Source organism: Amycolatopsis mediterranei, from assembly GCF_026017845.1.
Classification (GTDB): Bacteria; Actinomycetota; Actinomycetes; order Mycobacteriales; family Pseudonocardiaceae; genus Amycolatopsis; species Amycolatopsis mediterranei.
In genome coordinates, this window is the sequence record NZ_CP100416.1 from 3,982,774 (window position 1) to 4,007,501 (window position 24,728).

24 protein-coding genes are annotated in these 24,728 nt (G+C 72.0%); 15 read left to right on the forward strand and 9 right to left on the reverse strand.

Features of this window, described 5'->3' with window-relative positions; genetic code table 11:
* Nucleotides 1–11 precede the first annotated feature (11 nt).
* From ISP_RS18520 to ISP_RS18530, 3 genes are read right to left on the reverse strand one after another with little or no spacing between them, the layout of a single operon-like run.
* A complete protein-coding gene (locus ISP_RS18520) occupies nt 12–1,376 on the reverse strand; it encodes a flavin monoamine oxidase family protein (RefSeq protein WP_013225339.1) in 1,365 nt (454 codons plus the stop codon).
* Nucleotides 1,363–2,316 (reverse strand): carbohydrate kinase family protein, encoded by a 954-nt coding sequence (locus ISP_RS18525; RefSeq protein WP_013225340.1) that lies wholly within the window; start codon nt 2,314–2,316, stop codon nt 1,363–1,365. Before ISP_RS18525 ends, ISP_RS18520 begins: the two co-directional genes overlap by 14 nt.
* Nucleotides 2,313–2,972: a class II aldolase/adducin family protein gene (locus ISP_RS18530; RefSeq protein WP_013225341.1), complete on the reverse strand. Its 660-nt coding sequence runs from the start codon at nt 2,970–2,972 to the stop codon at nt 2,313–2,315. Before ISP_RS18530 ends, ISP_RS18525 begins: the two co-directional genes overlap by 4 nt.
* Before the next feature lie 154 nt (nt 2,973–3,126).
* Here ISP_RS18530 and ISP_RS18535 point away from each other — a divergent pair, with 154 nt between their 5' ends.
* The 5 genes from ISP_RS18535 to ISP_RS18555 all read left to right on the forward strand — a co-directional run bounded on the left by ISP_RS18535 (nt 3,127) and on the right by ISP_RS18555 (nt 6,352).
* Nucleotides 3,127–3,465, forward strand: a complete 339-nt coding sequence (locus ISP_RS18535; RefSeq protein WP_013225342.1) for a DMT family transporter — start codon at nt 3,127–3,129, stop codon at nt 3,463–3,465.
* Complete coding sequence (locus tag ISP_RS18540; protein WP_013225343.1) at nt 3,465–3,788, forward strand: DMT family transporter; 324 nt, start codon at nt 3,465–3,467, stop codon at nt 3,786–3,788. The genes ISP_RS18535 and ISP_RS18540 overlap by 1 nt, the downstream gene beginning before the upstream one ends.
* Before the next feature lie 12 nt (nt 3,789–3,800).
* Complete coding sequence (locus ISP_RS18545; RefSeq protein ID WP_013225344.1) at nt 3,801–4,565, forward strand: SDR family NAD(P)-dependent oxidoreductase; 765 nt, start codon at nt 3,801–3,803, stop codon at nt 4,563–4,565.
* A 99-nt stretch (nt 4,566–4,664) separates the two neighbouring features.
* Entirely contained in the window at nt 4,665–5,666 is a 1,002-nt protein-coding gene (locus ISP_RS18550) for a permease (protein ID WP_013225345.1), read from the forward strand.
* Entirely contained in the window at nt 5,663–6,352 is a 690-nt protein-coding gene (locus tag ISP_RS18555) for a TIGR03943 family putative permease subunit (RefSeq protein ID WP_013225346.1), read from the forward strand. Before ISP_RS18550 ends, ISP_RS18555 begins: the two co-directional genes overlap by 4 nt.
* Before the next feature lie 145 nt (nt 6,353–6,497).
* Here ISP_RS18555 and ISP_RS18560 read toward each other — a convergent pair whose 3' ends face one another.
* Complete coding sequence (locus tag ISP_RS18560; RefSeq protein WP_013225347.1) at nt 6,498–7,499, reverse strand: ABC transporter substrate-binding protein; 1,002 nt, start codon at nt 7,497–7,499, stop codon at nt 6,498–6,500.
* A gap of 724 nt (nt 7,500–8,223) precedes the next feature.
* Between ISP_RS18560 and ISP_RS18565 the strand changes: the two genes are divergently transcribed.
* A complete protein-coding gene (locus ISP_RS18565) occupies nt 8,224–11,055 on the forward strand; it encodes a helix-turn-helix transcriptional regulator (protein ID WP_013225348.1) in 2,832 nt (943 codons plus the stop codon).
* Nucleotides 11,056–11,128: 73 nt separating this feature from the next.
* On the opposite strand, the gene ISP_RS18570 is transcribed toward ISP_RS18565, so the two are convergent.
* Entirely contained in the window at nt 11,129–12,295 is a 1,167-nt protein-coding gene (locus tag ISP_RS18570; protein ID WP_013225349.1) for an MFS transporter, read from the reverse strand.
* Between the two features lie 391 nt (nt 12,296–12,686).
* Between ISP_RS18570 and ISP_RS18575 the strand changes: the two genes are divergently transcribed.
* The gene (locus tag ISP_RS18575) at nt 12,687–13,448 is read left to right on the forward strand and encodes an SDR family NAD(P)-dependent oxidoreductase (protein ID WP_013225350.1); all 762 of its coding nucleotides are present in this window, start codon (nt 12,687–12,689) and stop codon (nt 13,446–13,448) included.
* Between the two features lie 22 nt (nt 13,449–13,470).
* Here the strand turns inward: ISP_RS18575 and ISP_RS18580 are convergent, their stop codons facing one another.
* Complete coding sequence (locus tag ISP_RS18580) at nt 13,471–14,088, reverse strand: TetR/AcrR family transcriptional regulator (RefSeq protein ID WP_013225351.1); 618 nt, start codon at nt 14,086–14,088, stop codon at nt 13,471–13,473.
* A 116-nt stretch (nt 14,089–14,204) separates the two neighbouring features.
* Between ISP_RS18580 and ISP_RS18585 the strand changes: the two genes are divergently transcribed.
* The 6 genes from ISP_RS18585 (at nt 14,205) to ISP_RS18610 (ending at nt 20,162) form a co-directional block, all read left to right on the forward strand.
* Complete coding sequence (locus ISP_RS18585; protein ID WP_013225352.1) at nt 14,205–15,737, forward strand: acyl-CoA synthetase; 1,533 nt, start codon at nt 14,205–14,207, stop codon at nt 15,735–15,737.
* Between the two features lie 11 nt (nt 15,738–15,748).
* Nucleotides 15,749–16,741: an LLM class flavin-dependent oxidoreductase gene (locus tag ISP_RS18590; protein WP_013225353.1), complete on the forward strand. Its 993-nt coding sequence runs from the start codon at nt 15,749–15,751 to the stop codon at nt 16,739–16,741.
* An 11-nt stretch (nt 16,742–16,752) separates the two neighbouring features.
* Nucleotides 16,753–17,508 (forward strand): SDR family NAD(P)-dependent oxidoreductase, encoded by a 756-nt coding sequence (locus tag ISP_RS18595; RefSeq protein WP_013225354.1) that lies wholly within the window; start codon nt 16,753–16,755, stop codon nt 17,506–17,508.
* A gap of 294 nt (nt 17,509–17,802) precedes the next feature.
* Nucleotides 17,803–18,036 carry a phosphopantetheine-binding protein gene (locus tag ISP_RS18600; protein WP_230468822.1) on the forward strand — a complete coding sequence of 78 codons (234 nt, stop codon included), beginning with the start codon at nt 17,803–17,805 and terminating at the stop codon, nt 18,034–18,036.
* A 20-nt stretch (nt 18,037–18,056) separates the two neighbouring features.
* Complete coding sequence (locus ISP_RS18605; RefSeq protein ID WP_230468823.1) at nt 18,057–19,268, forward strand: beta-ketoacyl-[acyl-carrier-protein] synthase family protein; 1,212 nt, start codon at nt 18,057–18,059, stop codon at nt 19,266–19,268.
* Nucleotides 19,269–19,295: 27 nt separating this feature from the next.
* Nucleotides 19,296–20,162, forward strand: a complete 867-nt coding sequence (locus tag ISP_RS18610; RefSeq protein ID WP_013225357.1) for an alpha/beta fold hydrolase — start codon at nt 19,296–19,298, stop codon at nt 20,160–20,162.
* On the opposite strand, the gene ISP_RS18615 is transcribed toward ISP_RS18610, so the two are convergent.
* Nucleotides 20,110–20,784 (reverse strand): GntR family transcriptional regulator, encoded by a 675-nt coding sequence (locus ISP_RS18615; RefSeq protein WP_013225358.1) that lies wholly within the window; start codon nt 20,782–20,784, stop codon nt 20,110–20,112. The genes ISP_RS18610 and ISP_RS18615 overlap by 53 nt on opposite strands.
* Nucleotides 20,785–20,924: 140 nt before the next feature.
* On the opposite strand from ISP_RS18615, the gene ISP_RS18620 reads away from it, so the two are divergent.
* Both ISP_RS18620 and ISP_RS18625 read left to right on the forward strand, forming a co-directional pair.
* Nucleotides 20,925–21,929: a YbhB/YbcL family Raf kinase inhibitor-like protein gene (locus ISP_RS18620; protein WP_013225359.1), complete on the forward strand. Its 1,005-nt coding sequence runs from the start codon at nt 20,925–20,927 to the stop codon at nt 21,927–21,929.
* Nucleotides 21,930–21,999: 70 nt separating this feature from the next.
* A complete protein-coding gene (locus ISP_RS18625; RefSeq protein WP_013225360.1) occupies nt 22,000–22,572 on the forward strand; it encodes a hypothetical protein in 573 nt (190 codons plus the stop codon).
* A 27-nt stretch (nt 22,573–22,599) separates the two neighbouring features.
* On the opposite strand, the gene ISP_RS18630 is transcribed toward ISP_RS18625, so the two are convergent.
* Together ISP_RS18630 and ISP_RS18635 are read right to left on the reverse strand one after the other, a co-directional pair.
* Nucleotides 22,600–23,691: an RIP homotypic interaction motif-containing protein gene (locus tag ISP_RS18630; protein WP_013225361.1), complete on the reverse strand. Its 1,092-nt coding sequence runs from the start codon at nt 23,689–23,691 to the stop codon at nt 22,600–22,602.
* A gap of 44 nt (nt 23,692–23,735) precedes the next feature.
* Nucleotides 23,736–24,728 (reverse strand): alcohol dehydrogenase catalytic domain-containing protein, encoded by a 993-nt coding sequence (locus ISP_RS18635; RefSeq protein ID WP_230468824.1) that lies wholly within the window; start codon nt 24,726–24,728, stop codon nt 23,736–23,738.

A 24,728-nucleotide genomic window follows, 5' to 3' on the forward strand; every position in this document is an offset into this window, starting at 1 on the left:
CCTCGTCCCCTTCACTCGTGGCCGAGGACGGCGCGGGCGGCGGTTTCGCCCGAGCGGACCGCGCCGTCCATGTATCCGTTCCAGTGGTCCGCGTGCTCGGCGCCGGCCCAGTGCACCCGGCCGAACGGCCGGTCGCGCCACGGACCGAGCTCGGTCAGCACGCCGGGCCCGGGCACGGACGTCGGGCCGCCGCGGGTCCACTCCTCGCCGACCCAGTCCTGTTCGAAGTACTCCACCGGGCGCAACGCCTCTTTCCCCACGGCGGCGGCGAAGGCGCGCAGCACGGCGGCGCGTCGCTCGCGGGGCGGCCGGGCTGCCCAGGCGTGCCACTGGGGGCCGCCGAGGAAGCCCATCAACACGCCCGGTTTGCCGTCGGGCGGGGAGTTGTCCCACATGGAACAGATCGGGGAGCCGTGCCGGAACACGGCCTGGCCGTTGAGCCCGTCGGCCCGCCAGAACGGCTCCGGGTACACCGCCTCGCACTTCATCAGCGCGCCGAAGGTCATCCGGGAGAACAGCGCGTCCTGCTGCGGCGGCAGCAGCGGGCGCCAGGAGATCCGGGCGGCCAGCGCCGGCGGGACGGCGACGACGACGTGCCGCGCGCTCCAGGTGTCCACATCGGACTTCACCGTCACCGGGCCGTCGTCCTGCTCGATCGTCCGTACCGGGGAGCCGAGCACCACGCGTCCGTCGAGCTCGTCACCGATGCGGTGCGAGATCAGCTGGGAACCGCCGGCGAAGCGGGATTCCTGCGCTCCGCCGGTGACACCGATGCCGCGTTCGACGGTGCCGGGGGTGGTTTCGTTGCCGAAGCCGGCGATGTACCAAAGGCTGTAGAGCAGCGACGCGTCGGCCGCGCTGCCGCCGTAGGCCGAGCCGAGCAGCACGTTGACCAGGTCCAGCGCGCCGGTGCCCGCCGTGGTGTGCCGGATCCAGCTTTCGAACGTCACGCTGTCCCACGCCCGCGCCTTGGGAGCGCGCCACGGCGCTTCCAGCGGGATCTTCCCGGCCAGCTGGTTGATCCGCCGCAGGGCGATCGCGAGGTCGGGCAGGGCCAGCGGGTCGGGCGGGATGTCGCCGCGGTACCGGCGGGCCCGGTCGCCGTTGACGTAGACCGACGCCCCCTGGGTGTGCGCGGGGAACGTTTCGACGCCGACCTGCTTGGCCAGCGCGAGGATGTGGTCCTGGGTGGGGCCGGCGAACTGGCCGCCCGCCTCCACCACTTTGCCGTCGCCGAGGTCGTGGTTCACGGTGCGGCCGCCGACCCGGTCACGGGCTTCCAGGACGACGACGTCGCGGCCGGCCGCGGTCAGTTCGCGGGCGGCGGTGAGGCCGGCCAGGCCCGCGCCGACCACGACGACGTCAGTGCGGCGCATCGGCGCTCTCCAGCGTGGGGGTGGCTGCGGCGAAGGCGTCGGCGACGGCCAGGTCGAACTCGCCGTGGTCGCTGCCCAGCCCCTGGGCGACCAGGGCCGCGGCGGCCGAGCCGAGCACGGCGGCGTCCCGCAGGGGCCGGCCGAGGCCGAGGCCGCGCAGGAAGCCCGCGGAGAACGCGTCACCGCAGCCGGTGGTGTCGACGACGTCGACCGCGAACGCGGGGACGGCGAGCACCTCGTCCGCGGTGATCACCAAGGCACCGCGCGCCTCTCGCGTGACGGCGACGCAGCCGACGCCGTGGCCGATCAACGCGCGGGCGCCGTCTTCGAGGGTCTCGGCGCCGGTGAGCCCGAGGACCTGCTGCTCGTTGGGCAGCAGGTAGTCCAGAAAGGACAGTGCGGGCGCGATCCAGGCGAGGATGCCGGGGTCGCCGGGGGCGAGCAGGTCGGCCGAGGTGACCACGCCCGCCGCCCGCGCGGGGGAGAGGATCTTCGCCGCGTTCTCCCCGCCCATCAGCTCGGGCGCGCCCAGGTGCAGGTGGGTCGCCTTGGCCACTTCGGCTTCCGCGATGTCGCCGGGCCCGTAGGTGAGGTTCGCGCCGGGGACGTGGAAGGCGGGCCGGCTGCCGTCCGGGCGGATCGGCAGCACCGACGCCGAGGTCTGCACGTCTGCGCGGCGGACGACCAGGGAGGTGTCGATGCCGTGGCGGGTGAGCATGGCCAGCAGCAGGTCGCCGATCGGGTCGGTGCCGATCGCGCCGGCGGTGCGGACGGCCGCGCCGAGCTTGGCCAGCGTCAGCGCGGTGCCGGCCGCGGTCCCGGCCGGGCCGAACCGGATCTGCTCGACCAGCGCCGCGCCCTGCCCGTCCGGGATGGCTTCGACCGGCCGGACCTGCACGTCGAACACGTGCGCGCCGAGCGTGATCACCGATTGCGTCACAGATCCTCCTCGATCCGTCGGGTGCTGCCGTAGCCGCGCCGCAGCGCGGCTTCGATCACCGCGGCCTGCTGGGCGGTGTCCAGGACTCTGGGGGTGCCGATCGACGCGGCGTTCCGGTAGAGCTCGCAGGCCCACTCGAGCAGCAGCGCGTTGTCGACCGCCGCCTGCAGCGTGGGGCCGTGCACGACGGCGCCGTGGTTGGCCAGCAGCGCGGCCGACTTGCCTTCCAGTGCGGTCCACACGTGCTCGGCCAGCTCGTCGCTGCCGAAGACGGCGAAGGGGGCGACCCGCACGGCCCCGCCGAGCAGGAGCTGCTGGTAGTGCACGCACGGGAGTTCGTCGAGCGCGCACGAGACCGCGGTGGCCTGCGGCGAGTGCGTGTGCACGACCGCGCCGGCGCCGGACCGGCGGTAGATCCCGAGGTGCAGTTCCAGTTCCGAGGTCGGCGCGAGCTCCCCGGCGACCACGGTCCCGGCCAGGTCGACGACGGTGATCTGCGCCGGCGTGATGCGTCCGAGCACGGCGCCGGTCGCGGTGACCGCGACGTGCTCACCCACGCGCACGCTCACGTTGCCCGCGGTGCCGATCAGCAGGCCGGCACCGGCCAGGTCGTGGCAAGCCGCGACCACCGCTTGCCGCGCGGCCTGCAGGAGCACTGTGCCCTCAGTCATCGGCTCAGCGTAGGTTAAACATGAAACAAAGTCACGTTCAGGTTTGACTGGCCGGTCTCGGTGCGGCGATGCGTAGGCTCGCCGCCGGAGGAACGGTGCGGCCCCGACGGCGTGGCCCCGGATGCGGTGAGGAGCCACGATGAGGAAATGGGCGATCCTGGCCGCCGCGATCGTGCTGGAGGTGACGGCGACCCTGGCGCTGCGGGCGGCGATCGACAACGCCTGGTGGGCGGGGCTGACGGCCGCGGGGTACGCCGGCGCGTTCGTGGCCCTGTCCGCGCTGGTGCGCGGGGGCACGCCGATCGGGGTCGTCTACGGCATCTGGGCGGCCGCGGGGGTCGCGCTCACCGCGGTCCTGGGCACGGTGCTGTTCGCCGAGCCGTTCACGCCGCTGATCGGGATCGGGATCGCGGCGGTCATCGCCGGTGTCGTGCTGGTGGAGACCGGCCACGCCCCCGAGCGCGAGGGGGACTCGTGATGTGGCTGCTGCTGGCCGGGGCCATCCTGTCCGAGGTCGCGGCGACGCTGTCGCTGCGCGCTTCGGAGGGCTTGAAGAAGAAGCGGTGGATCGTGCCCGTCGCGGCCGGCTACCTCGGCGCGTTCGGGTTGCTGGCCCTCGCTCTCGCCCGCGGCATGCCGGTCGGCATCGCGTACGGCGTCTGGGCGGCGTGCGGTGTCGCGTTGACGGCGATCGGGGCGCGGGTGTTCTTCAAGGAGGCCCTCACCCGGCGGATGGCCGCCGGCGTCGGGCTGATCGCCGCGGGCGTGCTGATCATCGAACTCGGCGCGGCCGCGCACTGACGGGGTGAGGGAATGGCGACGTTGGTGGACCAGACGATCCTGATCGTCGGTGCTTCCTCGGGGATCGGCGCCCAGGTGGCCCGCGACCTCGCCGGCCACGGCAACCGGGTGGTGGTCGTGGCCCGGCGGGCGGCGGAGCTGGCGGCCGTGGCCGCCGACGTCCGCGCGGCGGGGAGCGCCTGCCTCGACCTCGTGGCCGACGCGCTCGACCCCGCGGCGGCGGCCGCGGTGGTGGCGCGGGTGGTGGCGGAGTTCGGTGCGGTGGACGTCGCGCTGCTCAACGTCGGCCAGGGTCCGGACATGGCGATGGCCGAGGTCGGGGTCGAGGACGTCGCCCGGGTGATGGCGCTGAACTACGACGTCACCGTGCACTACCTCGTCCCGCTCATCGCGCAGCTGCGCCGGCAGGGCGGCGGCCTGATCGCGCAGACCAATTCGCTGGCGGGCCTGATGGGGATTCCGCGCCAGGGCCCCTATTCGGCCGCGAAGGCCGCGGTGCGGACCCTGATCGACGCGGCGCGGGTCGAGCTCGCGCCCGAGGGAATCCGGTTCACCTCGCTGTACCCCGGCTTCGTGGCCACCGCGCGTGCCGGGGCCGACGGGCTGCCGAAGCCGTTCCGGATCAGCGAAAAGCAGGCTGCCCGGCACGTGGTCCGGGCCCTGCGGCGGGAACCCGCCGACGCGGCCTTCCCGTGGACGACGTCCGCGCTGGTCCGGGTGCTGCGAGCGGCGCCGGTGTCCGTTTCCGGGCCGGTGTTGCGGAAACTGGCCCGCTGACCGGATCGCCGGACGTCGTTCCCTCGCCGCGGTGAACCGGATGGGCCCGTGGCCCGTGTAGCCGGTCGGGTGTGGAGCGGAAGTACGGGAGATCGCCTGATGACTGCCATCGAGGAAAGGCGCGCCGGCCGGGCGCCGGACGAACGGCCGGGCTGGAACGTCGACCCCGTCCTGGTCCTGACGTTGGTCCTGTTGGCCGGGTTCCTGGCGCAAGGACCGGTTCGGCGGCTGTTGTCCGCTCCGGTCATGCAGAGCTGGATGACGGTGTTCGTGGCGGTGGTCGTGCAGGCGCTGCCCTTCCTCGTCCTCGGCGTGCTGCTGTCGGCCGGGCTCGCGGTCTTCGTGCCGGCGTCCTTCTTCACGCGCGTGCTGCCGAAACGGCCGTCGCTGGCGGTGCCGGTCGCCGGGCTGGCCGGCGCGGTCCTGCCCGGCTGCGAATGCGCGTCGGTGCCCGTGGCCGGTGCGCTGGTGCGCGGCGGCGTCAACCCCTCGGCGGCGGTGGCCTTCCTGCTGTCGGCGCCGGCGATCAACCCGGTGGTGCTGACGGCGACGGCCGTCGCGTTCCCCGGGCAGCCGCAGATGGTCGCCGCCCGGTTCGCCGCGAGTCTCGCGGCGTCGTGCGTGATGGGCTGGCTGTGGCAGCGCCTCGGCCGTCCGGACTGGCTGCGGCCCCGCACGCACGACCACGGTGACGGCGGCACCGGGGGAGCGGCGTTCTGGGGATCGGTCCGGCACGACGTCATGCACGCGGGCGGGTTCCTTGTCGGCGGCGCGATGGCCGCCGCGACCCTCAAGGCCGTGGTGCCCGCAACCTGGCTGCACGCCGCGGCGGGCCACCCGGTCGTGGCGGTCCTGGCACTGGCGGCCCTCGCCGTGCTGCTGTCGATCTGTTCGGAGGCCGACGCGTTCGTCGCGTCGTCGCTGACGCAGTTCTCGCCGACGGCGCGGCTGGCGTTCCTGGTCGTCGGCCCGATGATCGACCTGAAGCTGTTCGGGATGCAGGCCGCCACGTTCGGCCGCGGGTTCGCGCTGCGGTTCGCGCCGGTGACCTTCGTCGTGGCCGTGGGCGCCGCGGTCCTGACCGGGGCGGTGCTGCTGTGAACCGGACCGTGCAGGCGATCCTGCTGTTCCTCGTCGGCGGGGTGCTGCTCCACGCCGGCGTGACCGGCCTGTACCTGCGGTACGTCAAGGCCGGGTTGCGCCCGTTGGTGCTGGCGGCCGGCGTGGTGCTGGTAATCGCGGCCCTCGCGACCGTCTGGTACGCGCGCCGCCGCCCGGCCGGGCACCCGGCGCCCCGGGTCTCGTGGCTGCTGGTGCTGCCGGTGTTCGCGCTGATCCTCGCCGCGCCACCGGCTTTGGGCTCCTACAGCGCGATGCGCGCCGGCACGGCGGTGACGGCACCGCGGATCGTCACCCCGCTCCCGGACGGCAATCCCGTCCGGCTGACGGTGATCGACTACGCGGACCGCGCGGTCTACGACCACGGCCGGTCGCTGGCCGGCCGGTCCGTCACGCTCACCGGGTTCGTGGCCTTCGACCCGGCCGGGGCGCCGTACCTGGTCCGCATGCTGCTGAACTGCTGCGCGGCGGACGCCCAGCCGGTGAAGGTCGGCCTGACCGGCCGGGTGCCGCCGGTGCTCCAACCCGATTCGTGGCTGGAGATCACCGGCGGCTACAGCGCCGAGCAGGCCAAGGACCCGGTCAACGGCGGGACCATCCCGTTCATCGACGTCGGCCAGGCCCGGCCCGTCGCGCCGCCGGCCGATCCCTACGAAAGCCTCGGCTAGTGTCGCCCGCCGCGGCAACGCAGTGAATGACTCATTCATGGCGTCCGACGACATGAATGAGTCATTCACTGCAACGGACCAGCCGTCGCCAGGAGACTGTCAACGAACCTCGGACGCGCGACACCAGCGGCGCTGCCGGTACCCGTCATCTTCCCGCTTGCGGGCCGATCATCGAGTTCACGTCGATCGGGGACGGGATGGCGCCCAGTTGCAGCAGCAGGTCCGGAACCCGTTGCAGGCGCCGGGAATCCAGGATCGCGCCGTAGCCCGGCAGAGTGAGCAGCTTGGCCGTGTCCTCGTCGATCTTGGCGAACCGCACCAGCAGCGGCTCGACCTTGGCGCGGTCGAACGTGGCGTCGTGGGTCGCCTTCTGCATGGCGCGCTGGAACGCGGCCAGGGTCTTCGGGTTCTCCTTCACCCACTTCCGCGTCGCGCCGTAGCCGGTCAGCGGGAAGTCCTGGGTGGCCCCGCTGTTGATGTCGATCACCGGGATCGCCCCGGCCGTCTTGGCGGCCTGCGTGATGTACGGCTCGGGCAGGTAGGCGGCGTCGGCCTGCCCCTGCTGCAGGGCCGCGGCGATGTTGGGCAGCGGGATCAGCACCCATTTCACCTTGCTGAAATCGACGTTGTGGTCTTGCATGATCGAACGGGTGAGAAGATCCGAAGCGGTGTTCTTGGCCGTGATGGCGATCTTCGCGGTGGCCAGGTCGGCGATGGTTTTCACCGGCGAATTCGGCACCGTGACGATCGCATTGGACTTCGCGTTGACCGACGTCGCGTCGGCGACCAGCTCCATGTCGGCGGCGCCGGTGCTGCGGGCGGTGAAGAACGGCGGATAGGTCGAGAACGCGATGTCGGCGTCGCCCGAGATCGCCTTCGCCAACGAGGCCTGACCGCTGGCGGCGATCACGGACTCGACGGTGAGGCCCTCGGCCCGGAAATAGCCCTCGTCCTGGGCGAGCCAGAACGGCGCGAGGTCCGTGGTGGGCAGGATCGAAACCTTCAGCGTCGTTTTCTCCGGCCCGCCGCCGCTCGACGAGGGGCTCGAGCCGGTGGCGCCGAGCGCGCCGCAACCGGTTACGACCGTGACGACCGCGAGAGCGAGCGCGGCACGAACACGGCCACTGTTCCTGACGATTCCAAACAAGGTCTGCTCCTCGAAGGAGATGACAGTTGATGTACCGGCTCCAAGGAAGGTGCGTGATTCACTCCCCGGCGTCAGGCGGGCCACTGTAGGGACCCCCGCAGCCCTTGACAATGCGTGATGGCACCGGATCCCGGAATTCACCAGAATGGCGGCACGAATACTTGATCGACGATCAAGCCCGCCGTTGGTCACGGTCCGTTCGGCGTGAAGCTCGACGAGGGAGCGGGTGGAGTGCGAAAAACGTGGCCCTGGACCGCCCGGCAAAGCGGAAAACAACGGATCACCGGTGACGTCCCGCGGCGGCGAACCCGGCCTCGAAAACGACCACGACGTCGGTATTCGCGGACATTGTCTGCGAAAGCAGGCATCGGCAACGGTGCCGGCGAATCATCGAACGGCCGAACCTGTGTACGCAGAGTAGCGGTGGCCGGGTGGCCCTGCCGCGCGTGGATGCGGCGCCGATGCCCTGTGCCGCAAGGCCATCGCCGGGCCGGCGGCTGCCGCGCCCCGCCTTGTCCGGACCCGCTTCGCCGACGTCGAGCGGAATGCAGACGGCCGTTGCTCCATCGGTGCCGGACGGGGGAATCACATCCGGATCACGAATCGGGGCATTTGCCGAAAGGGCGGGTTTCCGAGAAGGGAAGTCTCGGCCAACGGCGGACGTTCCGCACTGCCCGAGTGTACCTCTTGTTGGGGAACAGGTTTTACTTCTAAAATCCCCGGTGTGCGACCGCTTACGGACGGTACCGAGCTGCTGGTCGGCCGGGACAGCGAGCTGTCCCGGCTGGCCGCTTGGATCCGTGACGTCGCGGCGGGCCGGGGCCGGGCCGTGCTGGTGGACGGCGAGCCCGGGATCGGCAAGTCGGCGCTGGTCCGGTCCGCCTGCGCGGCCGCCACCGACGCGGGCTGCCAGGTGTACTGGGGCGCCGGCGACGAACTCGGCCAGGCGCTGCCGCTGCTGCCGCTCCTGGACGCTCTGGAAATCACGCCGGTCACGCGGGATCCCCGTCGTGACGCCGTTTCCGAGCTGCTGGGCGGCGGCGCCGTCGCGGGCAAGGGTGCCGACCTCGCCGCCGCGGCCGCCGAACGGCTGATCGCGCTGGTGGACCAGCTCTGCCAGGACGGCCCGGCCGTGCTGGTCGTGGACGAGCTGCAGTGGGCCGACAGCACGACGGTGGCGGTGTGGAGCCGGCTCGCCCGCCTGGTCCGGCAGCTCCCGCTGCTGCTGATCGGGGTGCTGCGGCCGGTGCCGCGCCGCGACGACCTGCGGTCGCTCTTCCGGATCGTCCGGCCGGCCGAACGGCTGCGGCTGACCCGGCTGGCGGAACCGGCGGTGCTCGAGCTGGTGGCCGCGCTGGCCGGCGGCAAACCGGGCACCCGGCTGGAGGAGCTGGCCGCCGGCGCGGCCGGGAATCCGTTGTACCTCACCGAGTTGGTCGACGCGCTGACCAGGAGCTCGTGCCTGGAGGTCGACCACGCGGGCATCGCGGAGCTGACCGGCGCGGCCACGCCGGACTCCCTGCCGGAAGCGATCGCGGACCGGCTGGGCTTCCTCACGGAGCCGGCGCGGGGCGTGCTGCGGACCGCGGCGCTGCTCGGGGTCGGCTTCTCGGTCGCGGACCTGGTGACCGTGACGAACTCTTCGCTCGCCGACCTGTTGCCCGCGCTCGACGAAGCGCGCGCCGCCGGCGTGCTGGTGGCGGCCGGCGACGACCTCGAGTTCCGGCACCCGTTGATCCGCACGGCGTTGTACGACGAGATGCCGACGGCGGTCCGGATCGCCTGGCACCAGTCCGCCGCGTGGGCGCTCGCGGAGGCGAACGCCCCGGTCGAGCGGGTGGCGCGGCAGCTGCTGCCGATGGTGTCCACAACGGACAGTCGGGTGCCGGTGCCGGACTGGGCCGTGCGGTGGTTGCTCGACGTGGCCATGCCGTTGATCGGCCAGGCACCGGTGGTCGCCGTCGCGCTGCTGCGACGGGCGGTGCGGGACGCGCCGCTCGACGACGCCGTGACCGGCGCCTTGGCCTGCCGGCTGGCCGACGCGTACTACCGGGTGGGCAACGTGGCCCAGGCCGAGCGGATCGCTTGCCGCGCCCTGGATCGCGTCCGCGACCCCGACGTGCGCGTCGACCTGCACACGACGGTCGTCCAGAGCCGCGGCACGGCCGGCCGCGCCGCCGAGTCCCTCCCCGCGCTCAACGAGGCGCTGACCCAGCCGGGGCTGCAGGCCCGGCACCGGGCCCGGTTGCTGGTGCTCATCGCGCGGATCCGGCGCGTCCTCGGCGAGGTCGACTCCGCGGGCCGGGCCGCGTCCGCGGCGCTGGCCGAACTCGGCTCGGCCGAAGACCGCTGGGCGGCCGGGTGGGCGCTGCACGTGCTGGCCCAGGGCGCGATGGCGCGCGGCGAGTGGGCCGCCGCGCTACCGCTGTTCGAGCGCGCGATCGCCATCGTGCGGGGCGATCCCACGCTGATCGAACTCACCCTGCTGCTGCGCATCAACCAGTCGGTCACCTTCGGCGCGCTCGACCGTTACGCCGACGCGCTCACCGCCGCCGGGCAGGCGCGCGACCTGGCCGAGCGCACCGGCAGCGAGGCGCGGCTGACCCAGGTCCAGAGCGCGATCGGGCAGCTGATGCTGGGCGCCGGCCGGTGGGACGACGCGCTGGCCGAAGTCGACGTCGTCCCGGACGACCAGAAGGACCCGGGTGTGGTGTGCTGCGACCACGGCGTCGCCGCGATCATCCACCTCCACCGCGACGAGACGACCGCGGCCCGCCACCACCTCGACGTCGCCGCACGGCATTCGGAGCGGGCCGGCGACGAGGTGGTGGAATCCCTGGTCCGGGCCAGGAGCCTGGCGTTCGAGCACGCCGGCGCGCCGGAGCGGGCGCTCGCCGTGCTGACCGCGGTCCCGGCGGGCGAAGACGCGGGGGAGGAGCGGCTGGGCGACGCCGTCCGGCTGGCGATGGCGCTCGGCGACGTGCGGACCGCGGCGGAGATCGAGGCCCGGGCGCGCGGGATCGCCGCCGAGTCCGCCGTCCCGCACCGCCGCGCGCTCGCCCTGTACTGCCGTGGCCTGCTCGAGCGGGACGGGACGATGTTGCTGCGCGCCGCCGACGGCTACGCGGACGCGGGCCGGCCGCTGTCCCGGGCCAAGGCCCTGGAAGCCGCCGCGCTCGCCTTCGCCGACGCCCGGAGCGAAGACCGCGGTTCGGCGCGGGCCGCCTTCACCCACGCCATCGACCTCTACGCGGAGCTGGACGCGCAATGGGACGTGGCGCGGCTGCGCGCCCAGTTCCGGGCGCTGGGCATCCGGCGCGGCCCGAAGGTGAAACACCGCCAGGCCACGCACGGCTGGGACAGTCTCACGCCGACCGAGGGCCGGATCGCCGCGCTGGTGGTCGAAGGGCTGTCGAACCCGCAGATCGCGGGCCGCCTCTACCTGTCCCCGCGCACGGTCGGCACGCACGTCTCGCACATCCTGACCAAGCTGGGCGTGCATTCGCGCATCGACATCGCCCGCGAAGCGGCGCGCCACCAGTCCGCCTCGGGCTGAGCCGCTGTCCGCACGTCGCGCATGACTCATGGGAGACCTCGGCCGTCCCGGATGAGTCATGCGCGACGGCGGATCAAGCGGCGACCTCCGGAGCGTCGTCCTGGGGATGCACGACGAGCGGCGGGGTGGTCGCCGAGGCAGGAGCCGGGGCCGGCGCCGGGGCCCGGCGGAACACCGCGATGTGCCCGCTGACCATCTGACCGAGCAGGACCGCCAGGACCAGCATCAGCGGGGTCCGCCACGCGCCCGTGCCGGTGTGCAGCCAGCCGCAGAGCAGCACGCCGAACCCGGCGATGACGTACCCCACACCCTGGACCGTGGCGGACAACGCCACCGAGCTGTCCTTGCTGCGCAACGAGATGGTCGTCAGGACGAAGGCGAGCGCCCCCATGCCCGTGCCGGTGGCCGCGGCCCACACCCACGGTGCGGCCGCGGGCGCGAGGAGCAGGCCGGTCACCCCGATCACGTTGGGCGCGGCCAGGATGACGACGAGCACGGTCTGGTTGCGCCAGCGGCGCGTCCAGCCCGGCACCAGCCACATCATCGGCAAGCCCATGGCCATCGACAACGCCAGGCACGCACCGGCTGTCGTCGAAGGGACGCCGGCGCTGCGCAGGATGCCGGGCAGCCAGCCCATGACCAGGAACGTCACCGTCGAAATGAGTCCGAAGTGGATGGTCAGGGCCGAGGCCCGCACCGTCCCCGGGGCCGTCCGCGGCGACACGAACTCGCCGGGCGTGCGCTGCCACACCTGCTGGGCCAGCAGCGCCGTGGTCGCCCACACCCCGAGGGCGACTCGCCACGACGACGTCATGATGGCCGTGGGCGTGACCAGCGCACCGGCCGTGCTGCCCACCCCGAGCCCGAAGGTGAAGGCGGCGGACCCCTGGGCCAGCAACGGCAGCATGGTGCCGAGCACGGCGATGGACAGGCACGCCAGCGCCGTCCCGACCAGGAGCTCCACCGAGCCCCCGAGGACCCGGCCGGCCAGCGAAAGCACCAGCCCGATGAGCGCCACGGTGACGGTCCGGTGCGTCCCCACCCGGTGGCACAGCCACGGCGTCGCCCAGCCGCCGAGGCCGATCGCCCACAGGGGCAGGGCGACGAGCACCGCGGCGATGAGGCCACCGGCGACGGTGATATCCGGTAGCGCCGCGCCCAGGCTGGTCACGGCCGGTCGTAGGTTCAGTGCGAGAACGAAGATGACCAGAGTGGAGACGGTGGTGGTAGCACGCGACATCGCTCCTCCTCGGCGTCGAGGCCGGAGCGTCATACTCCGTGCAACAATGTTTCGTGGTGGGCGCAATCCAGACATCCGTCACCTGACGGATGAACGAACTTCGTTACCGCTCAACGGATATGTCGGCTCTGCCGGGCCTGCGGATGGGCGTGCATCGGCACGGCCGAGCTCCTCGTCTGCCGAAGACGCCTCTCGGTTTGGTCACCGTCCGTGGTGGGCAGGGCCCGGTAGCCGGCCGGATCCGCTCGGCCGGCGCAGTGGGGAAGCCGGGGATGCCGCATTCGCTACTGCCGGGAGTTTCGCGCGCGGACGCCGCCGACCTCGAGCGGACCGCTTCGGGTGGCCTTCCTCGACCCAATCGTGACCGATACCCTGGCGCCGGAGGTGCTTCATGGCCCGCGTCTTCATCACCGGCTCCGCGGACGGCCTCGGCCTGGCGGCGGCCCGGGTCCTGCTCGGCGACGGGCACGACGTCGTCGTCCACGTGCGCAACGCGCCCCGCCTCGACGCCGTGCGGGATCTCCTGGACCGCGGCGCCGAGGCCGTCGTCGCGGATCTGTCCGATGTGGAGCAGACGCGGGACCTCGCCGGCCGGGTGAACCGCCTCGGGCGGATGGACGCGGTGATCCACAACGCGGGTGTGTACACCGGGCCCGCGGTGCTGCCGGTGAACGTGATCGCGCCCTACCTGCTCACGGCGCTGGTCGAAGGCCCGCGGCGCCTGGTCTACCTCAGCAGCAGCGAGCACTACCACGGCCGGGCGGAGCTCACCGGCCTCGATTGGACCGGCCGCCGGCCCGGTTCCTACCCCGACAGCAAGCTGTTCGTCACCACCTTGGCCGCGGCCGTCGCCCGCCTCCGGCCCGACGTGACCAGCAACGCGGTCGATCCGGGCTGGGTGCCGACGAAGATGGGCGGTCCCGGCGCGCTCGACGACCTGCGGCTCGGGCACCTCACCCAGGAGTGGCTCGCCACCAGTGATGATCCGGACGCGCGCAGCTCCGGCGGCTACTGGCACCACCGGCGTCGCGTCCGGCCGCACCCCGCCGTGGGGGACCACCGGTTCCAGGACCGGCTGCTCGAGACACTGGCCGACGTCACCGGAACGCGGCTCGTCCCGGCCGATGAAGGGTCCACAGTGGAGCGTCCGTGACGCCGTGGAACGGCCGTCGCGGTCAGCCGGCCAGGCGGGGGAACAGCTCCCGCACGCCGCGCCGCAGATCGTCGAGGGCCGCTTCCTCGCCCGCGAGGTGCCGCAGCAGCGCCTGCTGGAACAATCCGTCGAACAACGCGTAGGCGTCGGACGCCGAGCAGGTCGGCCGAACGCCCGCGAGGTCGGCGTAGGCGCTCACGTTGCGCCAGATCATGTCCCGCAGGCTGTCGTCGATCTCGGCGACGTCGTCGCGGAAAGCCGTCTCGAACAGGGACTGGGTGCGCAGGTCGTACCACATGCGGTGCATCAGGGGCGCTTCGCCGAGCGCGGTGGCGAGTCCGTCCGCGCAGGCGGCCGCCAGCTCGTCGGGGGTGGCCGCCTCGCCGACGCCGCCTTCGTAGCGCTGGACGCACGCCGCCTTGTAGCGGCGCACGCAGTAGGTGATCAGCTCGACCTTGTCGGCGAAGTAGTAGTGCAGCAGCCCGTGGGAGAACTTCGTGTGCTCCGCGATCGTGCGCAGGCTGGTGCGGGCGTAGCCGAGGTCGGCCAGCGCCAGGAGCGCCGCGTCGGCCAGTTCCCGGCGGCGGTCCTCGAACTTGTCGGCTGGGGTCCGGCGCCTCACGGCGGGTGCGCTGGTCACGGACCCGAAGATACCATCCGGCCGTCTTCTGACCAATCGTCCAAGAAAATCTTGACATTCGTCCAAACGGCGGTCATGGTCGTCACCAGCCGCCGGCGAAGTCGGGAGGGACGACGATGTCTCTGTTCTTCTACCTGGAGAAAGGCGCCTCCCTGGACCCCGGGGCGCCCTGCTTGACCCTCGACGGGGTCTCCCGGTCCTATCGCGAGGTCGTCGAGCTCGCCGAGGCCGTCGCCCGCGCGTTGCGGCGCTCGGGCGTCGCGCCCGGGAACAAGGTCGGCATCCTCTCGGCCAACGACCCGACCGCGTTCACCTGCGTCTTCGGCATCGCCCGCGCCGGGGCGGTGTGGTGCCCGGTCAACCCGCGCAACGCGGCCGCGGAGAACGCCGAACTGCTCGACCTGTTCGACTGCGGCACGCTCATCTTCCAGCCGGCCTTCGACGACCTGGTCGCCCGGATCGCGCCACAGCTGCCGAAGCTGACCACGCTCGTCCGCCTCGGCGACGGCGACGACCTCGCGCCCGGCTTCCGGGAGTGGCTCGACCAGGCGAAAGCCGACCCCATCGCCGCGGCCGACCCGCCGGACGACGTCGTCGCCCTGGTCGGGACGGGCGGCACCACCGGGCGTCCCAAGGGCGTCATGCTCACCGACCGCAACCTCGAGGCGATGACGGCGATCACGCTGATGAGCTACCCCTTCGACGGCCGCCCGGTCTACCTGGCTCTGGCACCGCTGACGCACGCGGCCGGCGTCCTGTGTTTCCCGGTCCTGGCCCGCGGCGGCGAGGTCGTGATCATGGCCAAACCCGACGTCGGCCGGTTCCTGGAGCTGATCGAACGCCACCGCGTCACCCACACGTTCCTGCCGCCGACGCTGATCTACCTGGTGCTCGGCCACGAAGCCCTGGACACCACGGATCTGTCGTCGCTGCAGTGCTTCTGGTACGGCGCGGCGCCGATGTCGGCGACCCGGCTGGCCGAAGCCCTCGACCGGATCGGGCCGATGGCGCAGCTCTTCGGCCAGTCCGAGGCCCCGATGATGATCTCGACGATGTCGCCCGCCGAGCACCGGCGGCCCGACGGCACCGTCCACACCGGACGGCTGGCGTCGGCGGGCCGCCCGTCGCCGCTGGTCACGGTAGCCATCCTCGACGGCGACGGAAAAGCCGTGCCGCAGGGCGAACGCGGCGAAATCTGCGTGCGCGGGTCGCTGGTGATGGCCGGTTACTACCGCAATCCCGAGGCCACGGCGGAGGCGTCGGCCCACGGCTGGCACCACACCGGCGACATCGGGTTCCTCGACGGCGAAGGCTTCCTCCACATCGTCGACCGCGCCAAGGACATGGTCATCACCGGTGGCTTCAACGTCTACTCCGCCGAGGTCGAACAGGCGGTGCTGGCCCACGACGCGGTCCGCGACTGCGCCGTGATCGGCCTGCCCGACGACAAGTGGGGCGAGCGCGTCACCGCCGTCGTCCAGCTCCGGCCCGGGACCCGGCTGGAGCCCGCCGAGCTGATCGCGTTCGTCAAGGACCGCATCGGCAGCGTGAAAGCCCCGAAACAGATCGAGATCTGGCCGGACCTGCCCCGCTCGACCGTCGGCAAGGTGCTGAAGGCCGAGATCCGCACCACCCTCACCGCCGGCTGAAAGGGAACACCATGAAACTCGCGCTCTACCTGCCGAACTTCCGGGACAAGGTGACCGTGCGGGAACTCGAGGACCTCACCGCGCTCGCCGAGGACCTCGACTTCGACTCCGTCTGGACGCTCGACCGGATCATCGTCCCGGAGACCTCGGACACCCAGGAGATGCAGTACTCCTTCGGCATGATCGAAGGCTTCCCCAAGGGCCTGCCGGTGAGCTCGCGCGGCGAGTTCCTGCAGGGCATGCCGCTCATCCCATGGCTCGCGGCGAAGACGTCGAAGGTGCGGATCGGGATGAGCATCATCGACACGCCCTACCGCTCGCCCGGCGTCCTCGCCGCGGAACTCGCGACCATCGACCACCTTTCCGGCGGCCGGCTCAACGTCGCCGTCGGCTCCGGCTGGATGCCCGAGGAGTTCGCCGCCGCGAGCGCGTCGCACATCTTCCCGAAGCGGCACCGGCACGTCCGGGAAACCCTGGAGATCATGCAGGGCATCTGGACCAACGACCTGTTCGAATACCACGGCGAGTTCGCCGACTTCCAGCGCAGCGGGTTCGGCGCGAAACCGGTGCAGAAGCCGCACCCGCCGACCTTCTTCAGCGGCCTCAAGGACGCGAAGCGCTCGGCGAGCCGGATCGCGAAGTACGGCCTGTCCGGCTGGATCGGCATCCAGGACTCGCCCGAGGACATCGCGCGGTGGCGTGCGGGGATCCAGCGGGAGCTCGAAGCCCTCGACACCCCGCGGTCGGTCGACGACCTCGAGATCGCCAGCATGATCTGGTTCGTCATCACCGACGAGGACATGGACCAGAGCCCGCTGGGCAAGGGCACCAACCTGCTCGTGGGCTCGCAGGCGCAGATCACCGACCAGCTCAAGCGCTACCGGGAGGCCGGGCTGACGATGCCGTTCCTGTGGCCGCCCTTCCAGGACGTCCCGGTGGCGAAGACGCTCGACGACATGAAGCGGCTCAAGGAAGAGATCCTCCCCAAGATCGACGCGATGTGAAAGGGACCAGCATGTCCGAACTCGAAGGTAAGCGCGTCTTCGTCACCGGCTCCGGGGCCGGCATCGGCAAGGCGATCGCGGCGCTGTGCACCGAACGCGGCGCCCGGGTGGTGATCAGCGATGTGAACGCCGACGCGGCCAAGCAGGCGGCCGGTGAGATCGGCGCGGCGGGCGTCGCCAACTGCGACGTCACCGACGAAGCCCAGGTCCAGTCGGCGATCCAGGAGGCGGTGGGTCTCCTCGGCGGCCTCGACGTCCTGGTGAACAACGCCGGCATCGAGGTGTCGTCCCCGTTGCTGCAGCAGCCGACGGAGAGTTTCGACAAGATCTTCGCGGTCAACGTGCGCGGCACGTTCGTGACGATGAAGGCGGCGATCCCGCACCTGGTGGAGTCGAAGGGGAACATCGTCAACATCGCCTCGATCGCGGGCCTCGGCGGCAGCCCGCTCCTCGGGTCGTATTGCGCGACGAAAGCCGCGGTCATCCAGCTGACCCGGGTCGCGGCGGTCGAGATGCGGCCGGCGGGGGTGCGGGTCAACGCGGTCTGCCCGGGCTTCGCGGACACCGCCATGGTCGAGCGGCTGGTCCCGGACTTCGAAGCGGCCACGCAGGTCCCGTTCGGCGACCTGGTGGCGGCCAAGCAGGGCCGGCTCGGCACCCCGCGGGACATCGCGGAGGTGACGGCGTTCCTGGCGTCGGACCGGGCGAGCTGGATCACCGGCAGCCACTACGTCCTCGACGGCGGGCTGACCGCGTCCCTGGTGTGAACTCCCCGGGGCCCGGCCGGTCCGTGACGAACCGGCCGGGCCTCGCGTATTTCTCCGATCTTCCGGTCCGGGCCGCCACGAACGAGTCAATGACACGCGGTCAGCGGCCTGCGGAGGTCACTCGATGGTGTCAGGAGGTGGAAAGCCGGACCGGCCCGGCAGTAATTTCTGCTCCCGCGCGGCGTAGAACGCTGCCCTGGCCACGGGGCACCTTCACGGCGGCACGGGCCAGGGCCCTTGAGCCACCGCGAATCGGCGGTCGTGCGGAAACGGAACATGGGAGTCGACAGCAGAGTGACCGTCACCGAAGAGATCACCACGCTTCTGCACCGCAACTTCGGCATCGAACCGGAGGCCGTGCGGATCGAGGCGTCGTTGCACGACCTGGGGATGGATTCCCTTGCCCTGGAGGAATTGCGCGTCCTGCTCGAGGAACGCCTGGACATCGACCTCGAAGACGTCCAGCTGACCTCGCGGGAGACCGTGGGGCAGCTGGCGACGGCCGTCGACGAGAAGACCGCCCGGTGACGGCGGGTCCGGCAGCGGCGGTGACGGGTCTGGGCCTGGTCACCGCGGCCGGCGTCGGCGCCGACGCCGCGTGGCGGGGAGTGACCGGATCCGGAGCCGCCCCGGGAGTCCGTCATCTGGCGGAACTGCACGGGTTGTCCTGCGACTTCATGTACACCATCGACGATCTCGACCCCGAGAGCGTGCTGGGCGTGCCGGCGATGCGGATGATGGACCGGTTCTCCCAGCTGGCCGTGATCGCGGCCCGGGAGGCCGTGGCCGACGCCGGGCTCGACACCTCGGTGTGGGAAACGGACCGGGTCGCGGTCGTCATCGGGTCCGCCCACGGCGGCCTGCCCTTCTACGACCGGCAAAGCGCCGTCCTCGCGGAGAAGGGCGCCCGGCGGGTCTCGCCGAAACTCGCGCCGATGACCACGGTGAACAGCGCCGCCAGCAGCGTGTGCATGGACCTCGGCGCCCGCGGCCCCAGCCTGAGCGTCTCCACCGCGTGTTCGTCGGGCACCGTCGCGATCGGGACCGCGCTGCAGCTGCTGCGCGCCGGCGCGTGCGACATCGTCATCGCCGGCGGCGCCGAATCCGTGTGCTCCCGGTTGCTGATCGCCAGCGCCTGCCAGATGCGGGCGGTGTCCACCCGCCGGGACGATCCGTCGACGGCGTGCCGCCCGTTCGACGCCGACCGCGACGGGTTCGTGGTGGGGGAGGGCGCCGGTCTCGTCGTGCTGGAGCGGCCCGAGCACGCGGCGGCGCGCGGGGCGCGGATCCGGGCGGGCATCGCGGGTTACGGCGCCTCCAGCGACGCGTACGCTGCCGTGGCGCCGGATCCCGAAGGCGCGGGGATCGAGCGGGCGCTGCGGATCGCACTGGCCGACGCGGGCGTGGCGACGGCCGACGTGGGCCACGTCAACGCCCACGGCACGTCCACCGTGATGAACGACCTGATCGAGGCCACCGTGCTGCACCGGGTGCTCGGCGACGGGCCGTTGGTGACCTCGACCAAGGCGATGACCGGACACGCGCTCGGCGCGGCGGGCGGCATCGAAACCGCGCTCACCGTGCTGGCCCTCGAGCGGCAGCTGGTGCCGCCCACCGGCAACTTCCGGACCCGGGACATCCGGATCCCGGTCGACGTCGTCGCGAAGGAAGCCCGGCCGGCCGCGTTCGAGTGCGCGGTCAAGACGTCGATGGGCTTCGGCGGCCACAACGCCGCCCTCGTCCTCACGACGAGCTGCTGAGCCGGAGTCCCGGAGCAGAAGGAGATCATGCGCGAGGAAGTCGTTCGCCCGCTGACGCTCGGCGGAACGCGGTTCAGCTACCGGCTCCTCCGGCACCCCGCCCCGCGGACGGAACCGGTGATCGTGCTCGGTGGCGGGTTCCAGGGCAGCCGGGGCTGGCCGCACATGGAGGACCGGATCACCCCGGTGGCGGACTTCGTGACGGCGGACCTGCCCGGCGTGGGCGGGTCCGATTCCCTGCCGCCCGGGGCCGGAACGGAGTTCGCGGGCGCCGCGGTCGACCGGATCCTCGACGACCTCGGTGCACCGCTGGTCAACCTGTTCGGCTACTCCTACGGCGCGGAACTGGCCTTCGGCTGCGCCCAGCGCCATCCGCACCGCATCGCGCGGCTGATGCTCGGCGGTGTCGTCTCGCACACCAGCTCCGCCCAGCGGGAGTCGTTGCGGCTGGCGGCCGGTCACCTGGAGCGGGGCGACACCGAGAACTTCGCCGCGGTGGCCGCGGGGATGCAGCTGTGCCTCGACGAGGACCGCCACATCCCCCGCCGTTCGTTGGTGTACCGCTACGTCAAGCGCTCGATGCAGCACGTCGCCGTCGAGGTGCCCGACGTGCTGGCGTACCTGCAGCGGTCGCTGATCAGCAGCCCCTCCTTCGACGGCGGCCTGTCCGGGGTCCCGGCCCTGGTGTTCACCGGCGAGCACGACTCCATCACCACCCCGGACCGGCAACGCGCCTTCGCCGCCACGATCCGGGGCAGCCGCTTCGCCGCCATCAAGGATTCCGACCACTGGGTCGTCCTGGAACGCGCCGCCGACGTCGCCGACCTGACCGTTCGCTTCTTCACCGACCAGCCTTGGGATGCTGCGCCGTACGTGGCGCCTCCGCCTGCGTGAGCCCGTCCGCGGTGAGGGTGAGGTGCCGGGTCAGCGCCTCGGCCGCGGCGTCCGCATCGCGGGCCAGCGCCGCCTCCTCGAGCCGGCGGTGCTCGGCGAGGTGATCCCGGCCGGGCCCGTGGTGCGCCGACCAGCGGCGCGCCAGTTCGCTCGCGGCCCACAGCCGGTCGGACGTCTCCAGCAGGACCGGGTTTCCGCAGCCCGCCAGCAGCGTGCGGTGGAAGACCCGGTGGGCTTCCGACCACGCCTCGCTGTAGTACTCGCCCTCCTCGGGGACGAACGCCGGGGTGCGGGCCAGCCGGTGGTGGGCGGCCCGCACGTCGGCCTCCCAGCCGACGTCGCCGCGTTCGACGGACAGGCGCAGCACCGCCGGTTCGATGGTCCGGCGGGCTTCCGCGAGCTCCTGCCAGCGCCGGTGGGAGAGGGCCGGGACGGCGAAGCCGCGGTTGGGCAGCCGGTCGGCGAGTCCGTCGCCGACCACGCGCACGAGCGCCTCCCGCACCACCGCCAGGCTGACGCCCTGCTCCCGGGCGAGGTCCTGGGGTTTGAGCGCCGCACCGGGGGCGTGGTCGCCGCGCATGATCGCGGCCCGGAGGTGGGCGTAGACGCGTTCGGAGAGCATCCGCGGCGCCGGCGCATCGGCTGGGGGCGTGGTCCGAGTCACCCCAGCATCATAGACGATCGTGGTAATAATCGATTATTATCGTTATCGTCGATCTGGCGGCGGCTCTCCGCCCCGCGGCACGATCCGAGAGGAACGCTTTGAGCGTCAACGATCCCTTCGCCCGCCTGCCCGAGGCGGCGTCCTTCACCGTCACCAGCACCACCATCACCGACGGCGGCGTCCTGCCGCGGGGGCAGATGTCGGGCTTGTCCGGTGTCCCCGGTGGGGAGGACAAGTCCCCGCAGCTGTCGTGGAGCGGCGCCCCGGACGGCACCAAGAGCTACGCCGTCACCGTCTACGACCCCGACGCCCCCACCGGGTCCGGGTTCTGGCACTGGGCGGTCGCCGACATCCCCGCCACCGTCACCGAACTCCCCGAAGGGGCCGGCGACGACACCGGCGCCGGCCTGCCGCCGGGGGCGTTCCAGCTGCCCAACGACGCCCGCGCGGCCCGGTTCCTCGGCGCCGCCCCGCCGGCCGGCCACGGCCCGCACCGCTACTTCGTCGTGGTGCACGCCCTCGACGTGGAGTCCATCGGCGTTCCCGCCGACGCCACCCCGGCGTTCCTCGGCTTCACCATGGCCTCGCACACGCTCGGCCGCGCGGTCCTCGTCGCGACGGCGGAAACGCCGGCGGCCGAACGCCTCGAGGTTTCCCGGCTGATCCCCGCCTCCGCCGACGCCGTTTTCGCGGTGCTGACCGACCCGAAGGGCCACGTCGACATCGACGCGTCGGGAATGCTGATGGACGCCGAAGGCGACCGCGTCCGGCGGGCCGGCGACCGGTTCCGGGTGCACATGGACCGCGAGGCACTGGGCGACTTTCCCCTGGGCAAGTACGAGGTCGAGGTGGTCATCACCACGCTCGTCCCGGACGAGGAAATCGCCTGGACCGTGGAAGCCGGGCGCGGGCCCCATGTCCGGCACGTCTACGGCTACCGGCTCGAACCGGCCGAGGGCGGCACCCTGGTGACGTCCTACTACGACTGGTCGCAGATCGACGAAGGGTGGAAGCGGCGCGCCGTCTTCCCGATCGTGCCCGAGTCCGCCCTCAAGGCCACGCTGGGGATTCTCGAGCGCACGGTCCGCCGTCGAGGCCGTTAAACGTCACTTTCGGTGGATTCTCCGCCGGATTCGAATTGCCGGCCGTCTCGATGTTGCCGACACTCGGGGAATGGAGAAGACGGTTTCCGAACCCGAGACGCTGCCCGAGTCCGACGTCCGGTTCCCGATCGTCCTGCGCGGCTACGACCGCCGGCAGGTGGACGAGTACGTGCGGGTCGCGGAGAAGCGCGTGGACCGGCACGAGAAAGCGCGGCGGGTCGCGGAGCGCCGGCTGGCCAAAGCGCAGGTGCCCGCGCCCCGGGCCGCGGAACCGGACGACGCGGCCGGGCTGGGCCGCCGGATCGAGAAGATCCTCCAGGTCGCGAAGGCCGAAGCCGCGGAGATCAAGGAACAGGCCCGCAAAGAGGGCGAGGAACTGCGGGCGGCCGCGGAAAAGGCGGTCGCCGAGGCGGAAGCCGCTCGTGCGGAGACCGAGCGCGCCGCCCAACGGGACGCGCAGCTGATCCTGTCCCGCGCGGAAGAGGAAGCCGCGACCATCCGGGCGACCCACCGGGCGGTGCTGGCCCAGCTGGGCCAGATCGCCGGCGTGGTCGAAGAGGTGCGCGACCGGTTCGGCACCGAGGTGGAGGAGGAGAGCCCGGCCGAGCTGGAGGCCGCGGAGGAGGTGCCGTCACTCGCGTGACCGGCGCCCCGCCCTTCCGGCGGACATTCATCCGATCCGGCGGCCGGGGAACGGAATGGTGCGCTTCACAGGCGGTTCCGGTGAATCGTGCGACGGCGTGTTTCGCAGTCCAGGATCGTGGGAAGGCGGCTTTGGCCGGTCGTCTCCGAACGACAACCGCTGAGGCGCCGGCTTGGAGACGGCCTGAGCCCGCGGTGGGATAGTGCGAATAAGATCATCATCCTCCAGATTCGCGATGGAGGAGTGAACCACGTTCGGACGACCGATGTATTCGCGTGGCTTCTGGGCGCTCCGGTTACCGAAGGTGCCGTTTTCCTCCACAATAGTGCCGGGAATGTGGGAGCTGACCGTGTTGTGCTTGCCGGGCAGTGCGCGGTAGAGCTCGCTCGGGTCCCGCTTGAACTCGCGGTGCAGTGCTGTCGAGATGTCGGACCGGGCGGACCCGATGCGCCGATCCCGGATCTTGTCGAGGACACCGGCGAGCTGACTTTCGGAGAACACGTCCGTCAGGGCGACTTCGAGGCCCTTGACGACGTGCCGGAACACGTTGCGCTGGTGGTTGTGGTCGCCGACCTGCACCCCGCGGGAATTCCGGATGACGACCGCGTCGAACCCGTCGAGGGTTCCGACCGAATTCCGGAGGCGAGGCGCGGAGGTGGCGACGTCGGCGGCGAGGTGCTGGGCGAAGGTTTTGTCGAGACAGACGCGAACACGTTCCACGGCGAAGTGGTGAATGTTCAGCTGACGGTTGTCCTCGCCGATCTGCACACCGGACGAGTCCTCGACGACCAGCACGTTCTCCGGATCATCTCCGGTCAATCCCGACTCGCCGAGCGTTGCGGCGAGATCGATCGCGCGGATTGACACCTCGATTTCGGTCTCCGCCACCTCCACCCTCGCCGCCGCGGCACGCGACGACGCCCAGTCGGCGACGACATCCTCGGGCACCACGTGCACCTGGCGGTCGGCCCACTGCGCCTCGATCAGCGGCCGGCCGGCCCCGGGTTCGGTCCGTGTGACCTGGTCCCGGGGCGCCAGGGTGAAGACCCAATCCGCGGCGAATGCGTTGTCTCCCTGACCGTTCTGATCGTCTTCCAGGTCTTTCTCCGGTTTCGTCACCGGACCAGCATCCGGCAGAAGCCCCGTTGATCGCCAGAGCGTGGTCACCCGCGGCTGTCGAGGACGACGCGGAACCGCGCGGCTCCGGACATCATCCGTTCGTACGCCTTCGGAGCTTCCGACAGCGGCATGATCTCGTTGCGGCTGCGGACACCGCGGTCGTGGGCCAGCCGGAGGCTGTCCTCGTTCTCGATGGCCGAACCGGTGAGGGCGCCGACCACCGCGTGCGTGCCGAAGATCAGGTCCGGCGTCCGGACCTCGATCGGGTCCGGCGCGGCCCCGACCACGAGCAGCTGCCCGCGGGTGCCGAGCCCGGCGACCAGCGGCGACATGGACGCGCCGCTGGAGGCCGTCGCGATGATCGCCGCGGCGCCGCCGAGGCGGGACAGTGCCTGGCCGGGGTCGGTGGTGGTGCTGTCGATGTACTCGTCCGCACCGAGTTCGGCGGCCAGCTCGGCCTTGCCGGTGCCGCGGGCGATCGCCGCCACGCGGTAGCCGAGTGTCCTGGCGTACTGGATGCCGAGGTGGCCGAGGCCGCCGATGCCCTGGATCGCGACCAGCGAACCCGGCCGAGCGCCGGCGGTGAGCAGCGCGCGGTAGACGGTGAGGCCGGCGCAGAGCAGCGGCGCGACGTCGAGCGGCCGGGCGCCCTCGGGGATGCGGACCAGGCCGGTGGCGCGGGCGTAGGCGACTTCGGCGTAGCCGCCGTCGGTCGTGGTGCCGGTCCAGGGCTGGTCGGTGCAGTTGACGAAGTCGCCGCGGCGGCAGTTTTCGCACTGACCGCAGTGGCCGTTGAGGTACCCGACGCCGACGTGGTCACCCGCCGCCCATGCGGTCACTCCGGGGCCGACCGCGTCGATGACGCCGACGATCTCGTGGCCGGGCACGACGGGTACCGACGGGTCGGCGCGCATCCCTTCGACCGCGAGGGTGTCGCTGTGGCAGACCCCGCAGGCCTCGACACGCAGCCGGACCTCCCCGGGCCCGGGGTCGCGCAGCTCGCGTTCCACGAGCGCGAACCGACGGGTGCCGGTCAC